Annotated in this window: 10 protein-coding genes; 5 read left to right on the top strand and 5 right to left on the bottom strand. The window is 70.0% G+C overall.

The genetic code is table 11. From position 1 onward, the window contains the following. Positions 1-33: 33 nt before the first annotated feature. On the bottom strand, positions 34-1,470 hold the full coding sequence (locus tag DZG09_RS04465; protein ID WP_119696471.1) for a rhamnulokinase: 1,437 nt from the start codon (positions 1,468-1,470) through the stop codon (positions 34-36). Between the two features lie 117 nt (positions 1,471-1,587). Here DZG09_RS04465 and DZG09_RS04460 point away from each other — a divergent pair, with 117 nt between their 5' ends. The 4 genes from DZG09_RS04460 to DZG09_RS04445 all read left to right on the top strand — a co-directional run bounded on the left by DZG09_RS04460 (position 1,588) and on the right by DZG09_RS04445 (position 7,856). After that, positions 1,588-2,349, top strand: coding sequence for a DeoR/GlpR family DNA-binding transcription regulator (locus DZG09_RS04460; protein WP_119696470.1), 762 nt, complete (start codon positions 1,588-1,590; stop codon positions 2,347-2,349). A 158-nt stretch (positions 2,350-2,507) separates the two neighbouring features. Next, entirely contained in the window at positions 2,508-4,559 is a 2,052-nt protein-coding gene (locus DZG09_RS04455) for a bifunctional aldolase/short-chain dehydrogenase (protein ID WP_119696469.1), read from the top strand. 205 nt (positions 4,560-4,764) lie between these two features. Next, on the top strand, positions 4,765-6,174 hold the full coding sequence (locus DZG09_RS04450; RefSeq protein ID WP_119696468.1) for a rhamnulokinase: 1,410 nt from the start codon (positions 4,765-4,767) through the stop codon (positions 6,172-6,174). 404 nt (positions 6,175-6,578) lie between these two features. Then, positions 6,579-7,856, top strand: coding sequence for a multidrug effflux MFS transporter (locus DZG09_RS04445; RefSeq protein WP_240423843.1), 1,278 nt, complete (start codon positions 6,579-6,581; stop codon positions 7,854-7,856). 30 nt (positions 7,857-7,886) lie between these two features. Here the strand turns inward: DZG09_RS04445 and DZG09_RS04440 are convergent, their stop codons facing one another. The 4 genes from DZG09_RS04440 to DZG09_RS04425 form a co-directional block, all read right to left on the bottom strand. Continuing rightward, positions 7,887-8,744, bottom strand: a complete 858-nt coding sequence (locus DZG09_RS04440) for a PfkB family carbohydrate kinase (protein ID WP_119697385.1) — start codon at positions 8,742-8,744, stop codon at positions 7,887-7,889. 172 nt (positions 8,745-8,916) lie between these two features. After that, positions 8,917-10,095, bottom strand: coding sequence for an ornithine--oxo-acid transaminase (gene rocD / locus DZG09_RS04435; RefSeq protein ID WP_338039978.1), 1,179 nt, complete (start codon positions 10,093-10,095; stop codon positions 8,917-8,919). Continuing rightward, entirely contained in the window at positions 10,092-10,961 is an 870-nt protein-coding gene (gene ddaH / locus DZG09_RS04430; RefSeq protein ID WP_119696466.1) for a dimethylargininase, read from the bottom strand. Before ddaH ends, rocD begins: the two co-directional genes overlap by 4 nt. A gap of 152 nt (positions 10,962-11,113) precedes the next feature. Next, positions 11,114-14,962, bottom strand: a complete 3,849-nt coding sequence (locus DZG09_RS04425) for a proline dehydrogenase family protein (RefSeq protein ID WP_240423686.1) — start codon at positions 14,960-14,962, stop codon at positions 11,114-11,116. A 74-nt stretch (positions 14,963-15,036) separates the two neighbouring features. On the opposite strand from DZG09_RS04425, the gene DZG09_RS04420 reads away from it, so the two are divergent. Then, the gene (locus DZG09_RS04420) at positions 15,037-15,534 is read left to right on the top strand and encodes a GNAT family N-acetyltransferase (RefSeq protein ID WP_119696465.1); all 498 of its coding nucleotides are present in this window, start codon (positions 15,037-15,039) and stop codon (positions 15,532-15,534) included. Positions 15,535-15,550: the final 16 nt, after the last annotated feature.

Genomic DNA, 15,550 nt, shown 5'->3' with positions numbered 1-15,550 from the left:
CTCCTTCATCTGAAGCGGAATGTCTGGCGCCCGTCAGAGCGAGCGCGGGCGGAACAGCCTCGGTGAGAACGTCCGGATGACGATGTCGCGGAGGTCCTCGATCGTGCCGTCGACGACTCCGGCGGTTCTCGCCTGCACGAGCAGGCTGCCGAGCCCCGTGGCCTCGACGGGGCCGGCGAGAACGGGCAGCTGCGAGCGATCGGCCAGCCGCTGGCAGAGCAGCTCGTTGCGCGATCCGCCTCCGACCACGTTGATCTGCGTCGCCGGCTCGCCGCTCAGCGCGCCGATCTCGGCGACCGCCTCGGCGAACGCCTGGGCGAGCGACTCGATGATCGAGCGCACGACCGCGCCCCGACCGACCGGAGCGGGCAGATCGTGCTCGGCGCACCACGCGGCGATGCGGGCCGGCATGTCGCCCGGTGGCTGGAAACGCGCGTCCTCGACGTCGAACACCGTCACATCGACGGGCGCGTCCTCTGCCTCGGCCAGGAGCATCCGGATGTCCGCCGATTCGCCCTCCGCTTCCCAGCAGCGCTGGGTCTCGCTGAGGATCCACAGGCCCATGCCGTTGCGCATCGTGAGGAACCGATCGTCGACGCCGCGCTCGTTCGTCACACCGGCGGCCAGCGCCTCCGGCGTGAGAACGGGGGCACGGCGTTCGACGCCGACCAGTCCCCACGTGCCGCACGAGATGAACGCACCTCCGCTGGCCGGCATGGGCACGGCGACCACGGCAGACGCGGTGTCGTGCGCGCCGACGGCGATCACGTCGATCGGGTTCGTCGCACCGATCTGTGCGGCGACGTCGCTGCGCAGCGCACCGATGCGCTCGCCCGGCCGGGTGATCGGCGCCAGCAGATCGCGCGACAGTCCGAGGGCTGCGAGCACGCCGTCGTCCCAGTCTCCGGTAGCCGCGCTGAGCAGACCGGTCGTCGATGCGATGGTCTGCTCCGCCACCGCTGCGCCGCTGAGCCAGTATGAGAACAGGTCGGGAGTGAGCAGCACCGTGTCGGCGACGTCGAGCAGCCCGCCGCGCACCTCGGCCGCCAGCTGGTAGATCGTGTTGATCGCGAGCGGCTCGACACCGGTGCGGGCATAGAGATCCGCCTCGGGCATCGCTGCGTGCACGCGCTCGAGCTCGTCCGCCGTGCGGGCGTCTCGGTAGTGCACGGGGTTCGCGATCAGCCTGCCGTCGCGGAGCAGCCCGTAGTCGACGCCCCAGGTGTCGACCGCAACGGACCTCAGCTGCGGGGCGTCCCTCACCGCATGGGAGAGCCCGTCGATCACGCCGCGCCACAGCGAGAGCACGTCCCAGTGCAGCGTGCCGTCGAGCATGACGGGGCGGTTGGCGAACCGAGATGCCTCGACCTGCTCGATTCTGTCTCGGCTCACGACGCCTCGGATCACGCGGCCGCTCGTCGCGCCGAGATCGATCGCGGCGAAGTGCCCCGCCGTACCCCGTTGAGCCATTCGACCCTCCGCTCCTTTGCGCTCGTCCGCCACGGTTCATCCCGGGCGTCACGTGAATGACATCCTCGATATCGTGAACTACGGTGTGAAACATAACAGATTCGAACAGGAGTCCGCATGGCGACGAACCGAACGGTCGACGGCGAACAGCGCAGGTCGGCGATCCTGGCTGCAGTCGACACCGAGGGCGCCGCTCGCCTGACCGACCTCGCCGCACAGCTCGACGTGTCGGAGATGACGGTGCGCCGCGACCTCGACGAACTCGAGCTGTCCGGTCAGCTGCGACGCGTACGGGGAGGCGCCGTCGCGATCGAGCGACCCCGCCACTTCGATGAGCGCCGTGCCACCCGACCGCGCGCGAAGCAGGTCATCGCGCGCAAGGCCGCGGATCTGCTGCCGACGACCGGCGCTGTGGCGTTCGATGCGTCGAGCACGGTCGGCACCATCGCCGCCAATCTCGATGCACGGCCGAAGCTGACGATCGCCACGAACTCGATCGACAACTACGTCGCGCTCCGCGCGGCGCACGCGGGTCAGACCGTGCTGACAGGAGGGGAGGCGGAGCCGTCGACCGGCAGCCTCGTAGGCCCCGTCGCCTGCGCCGGCGCCGCGTCGATGCTGTACAAGCTCTTCTTCCTGTCCTCGACGGGGTTCGACGCCGAGCATGGCACCAGCGAGGTGTCGCTGATCGAGAGCCAGGTCAAGCAGGTGTTCGCGCGCGCGAGCAATCGCGTCGTGCTGTGCCTCGACTCGGCCAAGCTCGGCGGCCGTTCCACCGCCGCCACTCTGTCGACCGGCCAGATCGACACGCTCATCACGGAGCTCGACCCGTCAGACCCCCGCCTGGCTCCCTTCCGCGGCCTGGTCAGCATCCGATAGCCGCTCAGGTGCGTAAGAGTGCCGCCGACCCCGCGGGAAAGCGGCGTCCTCCCGCACCTGAGCGACGGTGGGCGGAGTGTTCACCGGCGGGGGATGGCATCCGGGTTGTCAAGCTTGTTGTTTCCTGTAAGAATCAACACAAACAAACAGGGAGCCTCATGACCACCGATGCACCGACCAACCCCGCCGTCGCCGATCTGATCGCGCGTTCGAACCGACTCGGTTCCGACCCGAAGAACACCAACTACGCCGGGGGCAACACGTCGGCGAAGGGCACGGCGACCGACCCCGTCACCGGCGAGCCCGTCGAGCTGCTCTGGGTGAAGGGCTCGGGCGGCGACCTCGGCACGCTCGAGGAGAAGGGCCTCGCCGTTCTCCGCCTCGACCGGATGCGCGCGCTGGTGAACGTCTACCCCGGCATCGACCGCGAGGACGAGATGGTCGCCGCGTTCGACTACTGCGCGCACGGGTCAGGCGGTGCGGCGCCGTCGATCGACACGGCCATGCACGGCCTCGTCGACGCTGCGCACGTCGACCACCTGCACCCCGACAGCGGCATCGCGATCGCGACCGCCGCAGACGGCGAGGAGCTGACGGGGAAGATCTTCGGCGACAAGGTCGTGTGGGTGCCGTGGCGCCGCCCGGGTTTCCAGCTCGGACTCGACATCGCCGCGATCAAGAAGGAGAACCCGCAGGCGGTCGGCTGTGTGCTCGGCGGCCACGGCATCACGGCATGGGGCGACACCAGCGAGGAGAGCGAGCGGAACTCGCTCTGGATCATCGACACCGCGGCCGCATACATCGCGGAGAACGGCAAGGCCGACCCGTTCGGCGCCGTGCGCTCAGGCTACGAAGCGCTGCCCGAGACCGAGCGCCGTGAGAAGGCGGCGGCGCTGGCCGCGACCATCCGGGGCATCGCCTCGCACGACGCCCCCATGGTCGGGCACTTCACCGACGACGCGGTCGTCACCGACTTCCTCGCCTCGGAGAAGGCCCCGTCACTGGGCGCACTCGGCACCAGCTGCCCCGACCATTTCCTGCGCACCAAGGTCAAGCCGCTCATCCTGGATCTGCCGGCCGATGCGTCGGTCGAGGATTCGATCGCACGGCTGAAGGAGCTGCACGAGGCCTACCGCGCCGACTACGCGGCCTACTACGACGCGTACGCGACGGACGACAGCCCCGCCATGCGCGGCGCCGACCCGCTGATCGTGCTGGTGCCCGGGGTCGGCATGTTCAGCTACGGCAAGAACAAGCAGACCGCCCGCGTGGCAGGCGAGTTCTACGTCAACGCGATCAACGTGATGCGCGGAGCTGAGGCGCTGTCGACCTACGCACCGATCTCGGACGAGGAGAAGTTCCGGATCGAGTACTGGGCGCTCGAAGAGGCCAAGCTTCAGCGGATGCCGAAGCCGAAGACCCACGCCGGCCGCATCGCCTTCGTGACGGGAGCGGCATCCGGCATCGGCAAGGCCATCGCGACCCGCCTGGCCGCCGAGGGAGCCTGCGTCGTCATCGCCGACCTCGACCTCGACAAGGCCCGTGCCGCCGCGGCAGAGCTCGGGAGCTGCGACGTCGCCATCGGCGTCGCGGCGAACGTCGCCGACGAACAGGCGGTGCGGGCCGCGATGGACCAGGCGCTGCTCGCCTTCGGCGGCGTCGACCTGGTGGTCAACAACGCAGGGCTCTCGCTGTCGAAGTCGCTGCTGGAGACCACAGCCGCCGACTGGGATCTGCAGCACGACGTGATGGCGAAGGGCTCGTTCCTCGTATCGAAGGCCGCGGCGAAGGCTCTGATCGAGCAGGGGCTCGGCGGCGACATCGTCTACATCTCGTCGAAGAACTCGGTGTTCGCCGGGCCGAACAACATCGCCTATTCCGCCACCAAGGCCGACCAGGCCCACCAGGTGCGGCTGCTCGCGGTCGAGCTGGGCGAGCACGGCGTGCGCGTGAACGGCATCAACCCGGACGGCGTCGTGCGCGGCTCCGGCATCTTCGCCGGCGGCTGGGGCGCCAACCGCGCCAAGACCTACGGCATCGACGAGTCGGAGCTCGGTCAGTTCTACGCGAACCGCACGATCCTCAAGCGCGAGGTCGTTCCGGAGAACGTCGCGGACGCGGTGTACGTGCTCACCGGGCCCGAGCTGAGCCGCACGACCGGGCTGCACATTCCGGTCGACTCCGGCGTCGCGCAGGCGTTCGTCCGCTGATCCGTGCGGCGGCCGCCTCGAAAGCAACTCGCGACAGCCGCCGAGCCCACAACCCACGAGGAGATCTGATGACATCGACGGTCGCCGACAGAGGAAAGCACGCACGCCGCGACACAACGCAGTCGATCCGCGCTTCGAGCGGTCGGTTCGGGACGATCTCCGCCGCTGCCGCGGGAGCTGACTGCATTGTGTCGGAGGCGGCCCGATGACGTCCGTCGCCGCAGTCGACCTCGGCGCAACGAGCGGGCGCGTGATCGTCGGCAGCTTCGACGGCGACGAGCTCCGGATGGACACGGTCGGGCGGTTCGCGAACGATCCGGTCACGACACCGTCGGGCATGCAGTGGGACCTGTTCGCCCTGTACCGCGGCGCGATGACCGGACTGCGCGAGGCGTTCGCCGCGGCCCCGGATGTCGCCTCGATCGGCGTCGACTCGTGGGCGGTCGACTACGCACTGCTGCGCGGCGATCGGATGCTCTCCACGCCGATGCACTACCGCGACGAACGGACCGCCCGCGGCGTCGAGGCCGTGCACGCGGCGGTGCCGTTCGAGGAGCTGTACCGGCGCAACGGGCTGCAGTTCCTGCCGTTCAACACCCTGTACCAGCTGGCGTGCGAGCGGCAGGACGGCATGCTCGACGCGGCCGATGCCGTGCTGCTGATGCCGGACCTGTTCGGCTGGCTGCTCACGGGCGAGCGGGTCGCCGAGAGCACGAACGCGTCGACGACGGGGCTGCTCGACGTCACGACGAAGCAATGGGACACCGAGCTCGCCGCACGGATAGGCGTGCCTGAGCGCGTGCTGCCGCGGCTCGTCGCCCCCGGCGAGCGCGTCGGCTCCTTCCTCCCGCACGTGGCGAAGGAACTGGGCGGCAGCGCCCCCGTCGTCGCGGTCGGGTCGCACGACACCGCATCGGCCGTGGTCGCCGTGCCGATGAAGGCCGACCGCGCCGCGTACATCTCGTGCGGCACCTGGGGCCTCGTCGGCGTCGAGACCGAGCATCCGGTGCTCACCGACGCCGCCCGCGAGGCGAACTTCACCAACGAGGGCGGGGTCGACGGGCGCACCAGGTTCCTGCACAACGTGATGGGACTCTGGCTGCTGAGCGAGACCATCCGGGAGTGGGAGCGCGACGGCGAGCGGATCGATCTGGAGCAGCTCCTCACCGAAGCGGCGCAGGTCGACGGCGCCGTCGGCGTCTTCGACGCGAACGACCCGGTGTTCATGCCGGCCGGCGGCATGCCGGAGCGCATCGCCGTGTGGCTGGCAGAGCACGGTCGGCCCGTGCCGCGTACGAAGCCGGAGTTCGCCCGTTCGATCATCGAGAGCCTCGCCGAGGCCTTCGCCGGCGCCGTGCGCACGGCGTCGGAGCTGTCGGGCGTGCCGGTCGAGACGATCCACATCGTCGGAGGCGGGTCGCTGAACGAGCTGCTCTGCCAGCTCACCGCCGACCGCGCGGGCGTCCCGGTCGAGGCCGGCCCCGTGGAGGCGACCGCCGTCGGCAACCTGCTCATCCAGGCACGCGCCGCAGGAATCGTCGACGGCGACCTCGACTCCCTGCGAGCCGTCGTCGCCCGCACCTTCGACGTGTACCGCTACCTCCCCCGCCCCTGACTCCCGGCTGCCGAGATGCGCCTTTCTCGCCGAGATGCGCAGGTTTCAACGTCCGGATGTCGAAAACGTGCGCATCTCGGCGGCCTCCCTCGCGGGGTTCCGGTGAGCGGGCGCGCTCCGGCATGCTGGCTCTCGCCAGGCGGGTCGCGATAGCGTCAGGGGTAGCCGTCCACCAGCCATGAGGAGTGCCCGTGACCAGCGATCACCGCGACAGCGACGACGCACCCCGTGACGGCGACCAGGGCGCAGCCCGACGCGAGCAGCCAGGCGATGCCAAGGATGCCGTGACACCGGATGAGGTGCGCGAACCGCGCGACGCCCACGACAGGCGCGCCCGCGAACCCCGCACCGAGACGCATGCGATCCCCACGGCCACCGGTCTGATCGCGATCCCGACCGGGTCGATCTCGGTTCCGGAGTACGTGCGCGAGGCCTCCCGCGAAACCGCCCATGTGCATCCGGGCGACAAGCTCTCGGCCGGACGTCGCTTCGCGTACGTGCTGCTGCTCGGTGCTCTCACGGCGCTGGGCCCGTTCACCGTCGACCTCTACCTGCCCGCGTTCCCCGCCCTCGAGAGCGAGTTCGACACGACCGCAGGCGCCGTGCAGCTCACGCTCACTGGCACCATGGTCGGATTCGCTCTCGGCCAGCTGATCGTCGGCCCGCTCAGCGATATGATCGGGCGTCGCACCCCGCTGCTGATCGCCACGACGCTGCACCTCATCGCCAGCACCTGCGCGATCTTCTCGCCTGACCTCGCTGTGCTCGGCATCACCCGCGTGCTGATGGGCATCGGCGCAGCCGGCGGAGCCGTGGTCGCCATGGCGATGGTGCGAGATCTGTTCGCCGGCCGGCGCCTGGTCATCATGCTCTCACGCCTGGCCCTCGTCACCGGCGTCGCACCGGTGATCGCGCCGCTGATCGGTTCCGGCCTGCTGCTGGTGCTGCCGTGGCGCGGCATCTTCGTCGTGCTCGCCTGCTACGGAGCGCTCATCCTCGTGTGCGCCCTGTTCGCGCTGCCCGAGACGCGCCCGAAGGACGACCGCGTCTCATCCGGCAACACCTCCATCCGGCACCGCTACCGCGTCGTGTTCACCGACCGCGTGTACGTCGGTGTGCTCGCGATCGGCGCGATGACGTTCTCGGGGCTGTTCTCGTACCTGTCGTCCTCGTCGTTCCTGTTCCAGACCGGCTACGGCCTGTCGACCGTCCAGTACGGCCTGGTCTTCGCCGTGAACTCGCTCGGCCTGATCGCGGGCAACCAGGTCGCGGCACGACTGGCTGCCCGCTACGGTCCGCAGTGGGTGCTCGCGTTCTCGACCGGGATGCTGCTGGTCTCCGCGATCGCGATCCCGGTGTGCGCGGCGCTCATCGACGGCCCGTGGGGCGTGATCGCACCGCTGTTCGTGTTCATGACGTCGTGCGGTTTCACCCTCCCGTGCGCTCAGGTGCTCGCGCTGGACCGTCATCCGGATGCCGCAGGCACCGCCGCGAGCGTGCTGGGCGCGGCGAACAACGGCATCGCCGGCGTCATCTCACCTCTCGTCGGCGTCGTGGCCGGCATCACCGGCGGCATCACACCGCTGTCGATGGCGTCGATCATGATCGCCTGCTCGGTGCTCGGCATCCTCGCGCTGTGGCTGGTCGTGCGCCCCCGCACTCTCGGTCAGCTCTCCGACTAGGCGTCGCTCCGGCCGGTTCTGCGAGCGGCGCTACGGGAGCTGCAGCAGGGCGCCCTCGGCGCGGCACGTCGCTGCGGCGATGAGCTGGGCGCGCTCCAACGTGCGGCGCCAGTCGGGTGCGTCCGATGCGGCGAGCGCCGCCACGAAGACCGCGAACATCGAGTCACCGGCGCCCATGGTGTCGACGACGTCGCCGGGGAGGTCCGCGATCGGTCGATCGAAGGTTCCGGATGAGGTCACGATCGTCGCGCCCTCGGAGCCGCGGGTGGCCAGCACGGTCGGCACGCCGCTGGAGCGCAGGTGCGCCTCGAGGTCGTCCACCGACCCCATCCGGAGCAGCGCGGCGTCGTCCTCGCCGACCTTCACGAACTCCGCGGCCGCCGCAACGCGTTCGAACCCGGCGACGAAGTCATCTCGGTCGAGCAGCATCCCCCCACGCGGATTCGGGTCGATCGCGATGCGCGCACCGCTGAGCGCCCGGTCGAACTCAGCGATCTGCGCTGCGGAGTCCAGCGCGACGCAGCTGAGCGCCACGACCGGGGCCGCCTCGACCGCTGCCACCGCCTCATCTGAGAACGCGATGTGCCGCTGCTGCGACGCCTCGTTGAAGACGTACGTCGGCTCGCCGTTCACGCGCGTGCTGATCGCGCGGGCCGAGCCGTGCGGCGAGTCCGTCGCGATCAGCTCGACGCCGTGCTCGGCGAGATGAGCCCGGATCTGCGCACCGGCATCGTCGTCGCCCACCATCGCGACCAGGGTCACGTCTTCGCCGAGGCGGGCGATGCCGACGGCGACGTTCAGCGCCGCTCCTCCGATGAACTCGCGCGTACCGAGTTCGTCGTGGATCTCATCGATGAGTGCGTCGCCGACCACCACAATGCGTGCCATGTTCCGAGCGTAGCCCCTCACCGAGGCGAGCTCCGAACGGGCCAGGATGTCACCTCGCACGCACGCGAGCGACATCGCTCCCGAAGTGCCCCGGGATGGTTCACAACCGCAACCATCCCGGGGCATCTCGGCGAACTCCAGGCACCTCGCGGGCGGTGGAACCCGCCGATGCTCAGCGGGTGAGGACGAGCTTGAGCTGTTCGATGGCCCAGTCGAGCTCGGATGCGCGGATCGTCAGCGGCGGAGCGAGGCGGACCGTCTGGCCGTGGGTGTCCTTCGCGAGCACGCCGCGGGCCAGCAGTGCCTCGGTCACCTCGCGGCCGGTTCCCGCCGACTCGTCGATGTCGACACCGGCCCACAGCCCGACTCGGCGGTACGACGCCACACCGGAGCCGACGAGGCCGGACAGCAGAGCGTCGAGATGCTCGCCGAGTGCGCGGGCGCGCTCCTGGAACCGTCCGTCGCTGAGCAGCTGCACGACCCGCTGGCCCACGGCCGCGGCGAGCGGATTGCCGCCGAACGTCGAGCCGTGCTCCCCCGGGCGAAGCACGCCGAGCACGCTCTCGTCGCCGACCACGGCCGACACCGGCACGATGCCGCCGCCGAGCGCTTTCCCGAGCAGGTACAGATCCGGCACGACGCCCTCGCGATCGCACGCGAACGTCTCGCCGGTGCGGCCGAGGCCCGACTGGATCTCGTCGGCGACGAAGAGCACGCCGCGTTCGTCGGTCACCTCGCGCACGCGGCGCAGGAATCCCTCCGGCGGCACGATCACGCCAGCCTCGCCCTGGATCGGCTCGATCATGACGGCGACGGTCTCGTCGTCGATCGCCTCGGTCAGCGCATCGATGTCGCCGAAAGGCACGGACACGAAACCCGGCGCGAACGGACCGAAGTCGTCTCGCGCCGACGCGTCGTCGCTGAAGCTCACGATCGTCGAGGTGCGGCCGTGGAAGTTGCCGTGGGCGACGACGATCTTCGCGCGCTCTGGGGCGACGCCCTTGACGCGGTAGCCCCAGGCTCGGGCGACCTTGATCCCCGTCTCGACTGCCTCCGCCCCGGTGTTCATCGGCAGCACGAGATCCTTGCCGCACAGCTCCGCCAGGGCTGCGGCGAACGGCTCGAGCCTGTCGGAGCGGAACGCGCGACTGGTCAGGGTGACCTTCCCGAGCTGCTCCGTGGCCGCCGCGACGAGTTCCGGATGCCGGTGGCCGAAGTTGAGCGCGGAGTAGCCGGCGAGCATGTCGAGGTAGCGGCGTCCTTCGACATCGGTCACCCACGTGCCCTCGCCCGACGCGATCGTGACGTCGAGCGGTGCGTAGTTTCGCGCAACGTGCGTCTCCTGCGTCATGATGCGGCTCCCCTCAGCTCCAGCGTGCAGCATTTGATGCCGCCGCCGCCGAGCAGCAGCTCCGACAGGTCGATCGGCACCGGCTCGTAGCCGCGCTCGCGCAGCTGCTCCTGGAAGCCCGTGGCGCGCGGTGAGCAGAACACGTGCAGGCCGTCGCTCGATGCGTTCAGCCCGAACGCATCACCGTCGGCGTCCGACACCCGGATGGCGTCGGGGAACCGCCGCTCCAGCTCGGCTCGGCTGGCGTCGTCGAAGGCGCCGGGCAGGTAGGCGATCATCGGCGTCTCGCCGGGGGCGACGACGGTGTCGAGCACGGCCAGCGCGGTGTCGAGGTGGTAGAACCGCGGGTCCGTGAGCGTCAGCGACACGACCGGCCGACCGAAGATCCGCTCGAGCTCACCGTGACTGGCGTCGTCCGAGCGGAAGCCGCGACCGGCGAGGATCACGTCGCCCGCCAGCAGGAAGTCGCCCTCACCCTCGTTCGTGAACTCCGGCTCGACCACCCCGAAGCCGTGCTCGCGGAACCATCCGGCGAACAGCTCCTCCTCACCGCGGCGCTCCGCGTGCCGGAACTTCGGCACGTAGGCGACGCCGTCGAGAACGAACCCTCCGTTGGCCGTGTAGACCATGTCGGGCAGGCCGTCGACGTCGTCGATCAGCTCGACCTCGTGACCGAGCGCGACGTAGGCGTCGTAGAGCGCCTGCCACTGGCGCACGGCCAGTGACGTGTCCGTCGGATCATCCGGATGCATCCACGGATTGATCGAGTAGGACACCGTGAAGTGCTCTGGCCGGCACATCAGGAACCGGCGCGTGCGCATCGTGCGCTGTGCGGGGGCCTGGGGGGCAGGGGCCATTTGGGACATTGACGCTCCTCGTCGTGAAACGGTGGCGGACGCAGTCCTGGGGCCCGGCGGAGCAACTGAACGCCTACGCACGAGCACGCCGGAACCATTCTGCCACGCCCAGCCGGGAACCGCCTCAGGTCGCCGGACGCGCCGACGGGCGCACGCCCTGGTCAGATCACCTCGTCGAAGGTGGGGTCGGGGTTGCCGTAGCGGTGGGCGGTGATCGAGATCGCCTGCTCCTGCAGGAATGGGAGCAGCTCGAGGCGGCCGGCCGTGGTGACCTCGCCGTCGTACACGGCCAGATCCGGATCACCCGCCGTCGCCTCGGCGAGCCTCGTGTGCAGACGCTCGACCGACTCCCGCGGCCCGACGAGTCGCACCCGCGGCGGACGGCGCAGCTCGGGCGTGTCGTCCTCCTCCTCGTCTTCGATGTCGGCGGGCGCACCTGCGGCGACCAGATCGCCGCCCTGCGCCGCATCCGGATTGATCGCGTGCGCGGTCGTGACCTCCGGAATCTCGTCCGTGGGCTCGGTCCGCGCCGACGGCACCATCCCGTCGACCGCGAGGTCGTCCGCTTCCGCATCCGTCCGCGCGTCATCCGGAGCGTCATCATCCTCTGCCTCATCGGCACGCGGATTCACACGACGGATCCACTCATCGTCGCCCTCGACATGCACGGGCACGCCCAGCGCAGTCAGCTCGCGGTGCACCTCGCGCGGCATGCCCTCAGGAAGACTGACCGAGAAGTGACTGCCGACGCGCACGCCTGCGACCATGACACGCAGCAGCTCGTGCCACGATGCGTCGATCGTGCAGCGCACCGCGACGGGCACCGGCCGGTAGCGGAACAGGTTGCGCTCCACACCGAGCCCTGAGACGTCCTTGATCTTGCCGAACTCGCGATCCCACACCAGCGCGTCGGCCAGCGCCGCCCGACGCAGCCATTCGAAGCCGGCGTACGGCAGGCTCGGCTGCGCGGCCTCGATCAGCGAGGCGATGCGGGTGTCGAGACCGCGCAGATGCAGCGACCTCGACGCCTGCCCGCCCGAGGTGCCGCGCCAGGTGCCGAGACCGATCAGGTAGTTGGGCCCGCCGGCTTTCGTGCCTGGCCCGACCGAGGAGCGCTTCCACCCGCCGAACGGCTGACGCTGCACGACGGCACCGGTGATGCCGCGGTTGACGTAGAGGTTCCCGGCCTCGACTCGGTCGACCCACTCCTCGAGGTCGCGCGGGTCCTGGGTGTGCAGGCCGGCTGTGAGACCGAAGTCCACGGCGTTCTGCATCCGGATCGCCTGGTCCAGCGACGAGGCGTGCATGATGCCCAGCACGGGGCCGAAGAACTCCTCGAGATGGAACCGCGAGCCCGGTTTCACACCGACCCGGATGCCGGGGGTCCAGTACCGCCCGCCGCCGCCGGGCAGCTCTCGCGGCTTCACGAGCCAGCGCTCGCCCTCGTCGAGCGTGTTCAGCGCCCACTCCAGCTTGCCCGTCGGCACCTCGATCACAGGGCCGACCTCGCTGAGCGGGTCGGACGGCGGGCCGATCCGCAGCGACCTCGTTGCATCCACGAGCTGCCGCGCGAACCGCCTCGAGCGGCCGACAGGACCGACCAGGATCGCCAGCGATGCCGCTGAGCACTTCTGTCCGGCGTGCCCGAACGCGCTCCTGACGACATCCGCCGCGGCCAGGTCGAGGTCGGCGGACGGCGTGATGATCACCGCGTTCTTGCCGCTGGTCTCGGCGAGCACCGGCAGCTGAGGCCGCCACGAGCGGAACAGCTTCGCCGTCTCGATCGATCCGGTGAGGATCACGCGCTCGACATCCGGATGCTCGATCAGCTCGCGTCCGAGTTCACCCTCGTCGAGATCGACCAGTTCGAGCACGTCGCGCGGCACGCCGGCCTCCCACAGCGCTTCCGCGATCACGGCACCGCAGCGGCGCGCCTGCGGGGCGGGTTTGAACACGACGCCGGATCCCGCAGCGAGCGCCGCCAGCACGCCGCCGGAGGGGATCGCGAGCGGGAAGTTCCACGGCGGAGCCACGACTGTGACGGCGGCGGGAACGAACCGCGCGCCAGGCATACGGTCGAGCTCCCCCGCGTTCGCGGCGTAGTAGTTCGCGAAGTCGATCGCCTCGCTGACTTCGATGTCCGACTCGGCGAGCACCTTGCCGGTCTCGGAGCCAGCGACCTCGATCAGGTCGGCCCTGTGCGCCTCGAGCGCGCGGGCCGCGCGGCGCAGGATCTCGGCACGCTCGGACGCCGGCCGCTCCCCCCACGACGCGGCGGCGTAGCGCACGCCGAGCACACGGCTGGTCAGCTCGGCGCTCGTGGTGACCCGTGCCGAGAGCACGCGCTCCTCACCAAGCGTCGACGTGGCCATCCTGGCCAGGATCCGCCGCGCCCATTCGCGGCTCTCCGGCAGTGCCGGGTCGGTGTCGCGGGCGTTGTGGAAGCCCGGCGCACCGCCCTCCGTCACCGCCCTGGTCTGGAACTCGGCCGTCTCGACGAATGTGTCGTTGCGCGTCGGCCCCGCCTCGTCCTCCGGATCACCGTGGCCGCGCTGGAGGTCGAGCACCGCCTGCGTGAGCGGCTCATCCGGGTCGGCTGTCGCTCTCGGCTCATCGAGGTGGCCGGGCCTGGCACGGCGGTTCGGCCCGATCAGGAGGTCGTGCGCGCCCGAGCGCCGCACGGATTCGACGAAGCGCTCCCGCTCCCGCTCGAACAGATCCGGATGCGTGACCAGATCGAATGCGACCGAGAGGAAGTTCTCATTCGAGGCGTTCTCCTCGAGACGTCTGACCAGGTAGCTGATCGCGACATCGAACTCCGCCGGCGCGACGACGGGCACGTACAGCCGGATGGGCCCGACCGTCTCGGCGACCGCCCGTGCCTGGCCCTGCGCCATGCCGAGCAGCATCTCGAACTCGACATCGTCCGTCACGCCGCGCTCGTTCGCGAGACGCCATGCGTAGGCGATGTCGAACAGGTTGTGCCCGGCCACGCCGATGCGCACGGCGCGGGTGGCTTCGGGCCGCATGGCCTCGTCGAGGCACCTGATGTAGTTGGCGTCGGTGTCGAGCTTGGTGCCGTAGGTCGCCAGCGACCAGTCGTGCACGGCGGCCTCGACGTGCTCCATCGCGAGGTTCGCCCCCTTGACCAGGCGCACCTTGATCGGAGCGCCGCCCGAGTCGACCCGCTGCCCGGCCCACGCAGTGAGCTCGCGGAGCGCGGGAAGCGCATCGGGCAGGTAGGCCTGCAGCACGATCCCGGCGTGCATGTCGCGCAGCTGCTCCTTCTCGAGCAGGCGCGTGAACACCGCGATCGTGAGGTCGAGGTCGCGGTACTCCTCCATGTCGAGGTTGAGGAAGGTGCCGTTGCCGGCGGCGAGCTCGTAGAGCGGGGTGAGCCGCTCTACGACCCTGTCGACGATCTCATCGAACGCCCACATCGAGACGTGGCTCATCACGCTCGACACCTTCACGGAGACGTAGTCGACGTCGTCGCGCTCCACCAGCTGCCTGATGCCGGCGAGGCGCCGCTGCGCCTCCTTCTCGCCCAGCACGGCCTCGCCGAGAAGGTTGAGGTTCACCCTCTCGCCGTCCTCGCGGATCTTCTCGAGCACAGGGCCCAGCTTGTCCGGACGGGCGTCGGCGATCAGGTGCCCGACCATCGAACGCAGCACACGCCGAGCGATCGGCACGACGGCGGCGGGGGCGAGCGGACCCACCATGCCCCCGAGGCGCACGGCGGCCTGCATCGGCGGCGGCAGGAATCTCGGGGCCAGCGGCGCGACGCGGGCGAGGCTGTGCGCGGCTGCCGTGCGGCTCTCGGGGCGCATCACTCCATCGACGAAGCCGACGGTGAAGGCGAGCCCGTTGTCGTCGCGGAGCACACCGGCGAGCCGCTCCGCCGCGGCATCGGGTGCCGCGTCGGCGGACTTCGAGACCCACTTCCTGGCCAGGGCGATCGCCTCGTCGACGATGTCCTTTCCGGGGTGGGCATCATCGAGCGTCGACATACCTCAACACTACGATTTATGTGCGCAGGAATGTGGATTTCGCGCACCAGGGACCGCGCCTTAGGCTCTGCCCCATGGACACCAACGACGTGCTCATCCGACCGATCCGAGATGTCGACGCCCAGGCCATGGGTCGCGTCCACGCCAAGGTGTGGCACGAGACCTACGACGGCATGATCTCCACCGCAGCCCTCGAGGCCGTGTCCCCTCGCCGTCTCGCGGACCTGTGGTCGAACTACGCCTCCCGCGGCGACGAGCACCGCCATGCGGCCGCCCTCGTCGACGGCGAGATCGTCGGCTTCGCCGGTTCCGGCCCCGCAAGGGACGACGACGCCCCTGCCCCGCGCGAACTGTACTTCGTGTTCCTGCTCGACTCGTGGCACCGCAAGGGCATCGGCCGCGCGCTGTTCGACGCCGTCGTCGACGGCGACGAGCCGCTGTACGGCTGGATCGCACAGAACTACCCGGGCGGCGAGAGCTTCTACACCAAGCGCGGCTTCGTCTTCGACGGCGCCCAGCGCGATGAAGCTTTCCTGGGGGAGTCCCTCACGGAGGTCCGCTTCTCCCGCTGAACGCGCTGAGCGCGGC

The sequence above is a fragment of the Microbacterium halotolerans genome (assembly GCF_003569805.1).
Taxonomy (GTDB): domain Bacteria; phylum Actinomycetota; class Actinomycetes; order Actinomycetales; family Microbacteriaceae; genus Microbacterium; species Microbacterium halotolerans.
The sequence above is the reverse complement of the archived record's forward strand: the minus strand, read 5'-3'. Positions and strand labels throughout refer to the sequence as shown.

Excerpts from the sequence above, each read along its gene's own strand:
- DZG09_RS04465 (WP_119696471.1), bottom strand. The coding sequence starts at position 1,470 with ATGGCTCAACGGGGTACGGCGGGGCACTTCGCCGCGATCGATCTCGGC.
- DZG09_RS04460 (WP_119696470.1), top strand. The coding sequence starts at position 1,588 with ATGGCGACGAACCGAACGGTCGACGGCGAACAGCGCAGGTCGGCGATC.
- DZG09_RS04455 (WP_119696469.1), top strand. The coding sequence starts at position 2,508 with ATGACCACCGATGCACCGACCAACCCCGCCGTCGCCGATCTGATCGCG.
- DZG09_RS04450 (WP_119696468.1), top strand. The coding sequence starts at position 4,765 with ATGACGTCCGTCGCCGCAGTCGACCTCGGCGCAACGAGCGGGCGCGTG.
- DZG09_RS04440 (WP_119697385.1), bottom strand. The coding sequence starts at position 8,744 with ATGGCACGCATTGTGGTGGTCGGCGACGCACTCATCGATGAGATCCAC.
- rocD (WP_338039978.1), bottom strand. The coding sequence starts at position 10,095 with ATGACGCAGGAGACGCACGTTGCGCGAAACTACGCACCGCTCGACGTC.
- ddaH (WP_119696466.1), bottom strand. The coding sequence starts at position 10,961 with ATGTCCCAAATGGCCCCTGCCCCCCAGGCCCCCGCACAGCGCACGATG.
- DZG09_RS04425 (WP_240423686.1), bottom strand. The coding sequence starts at position 14,962 with ATGTCGACGCTCGATGATGCCCACCCCGGAAAGGACATCGTCGACGAG.
- DZG09_RS04420 (WP_119696465.1), top strand. The coding sequence starts at position 15,037 with ATGGACACCAACGACGTGCTCATCCGACCGATCCGAGATGTCGACGCC.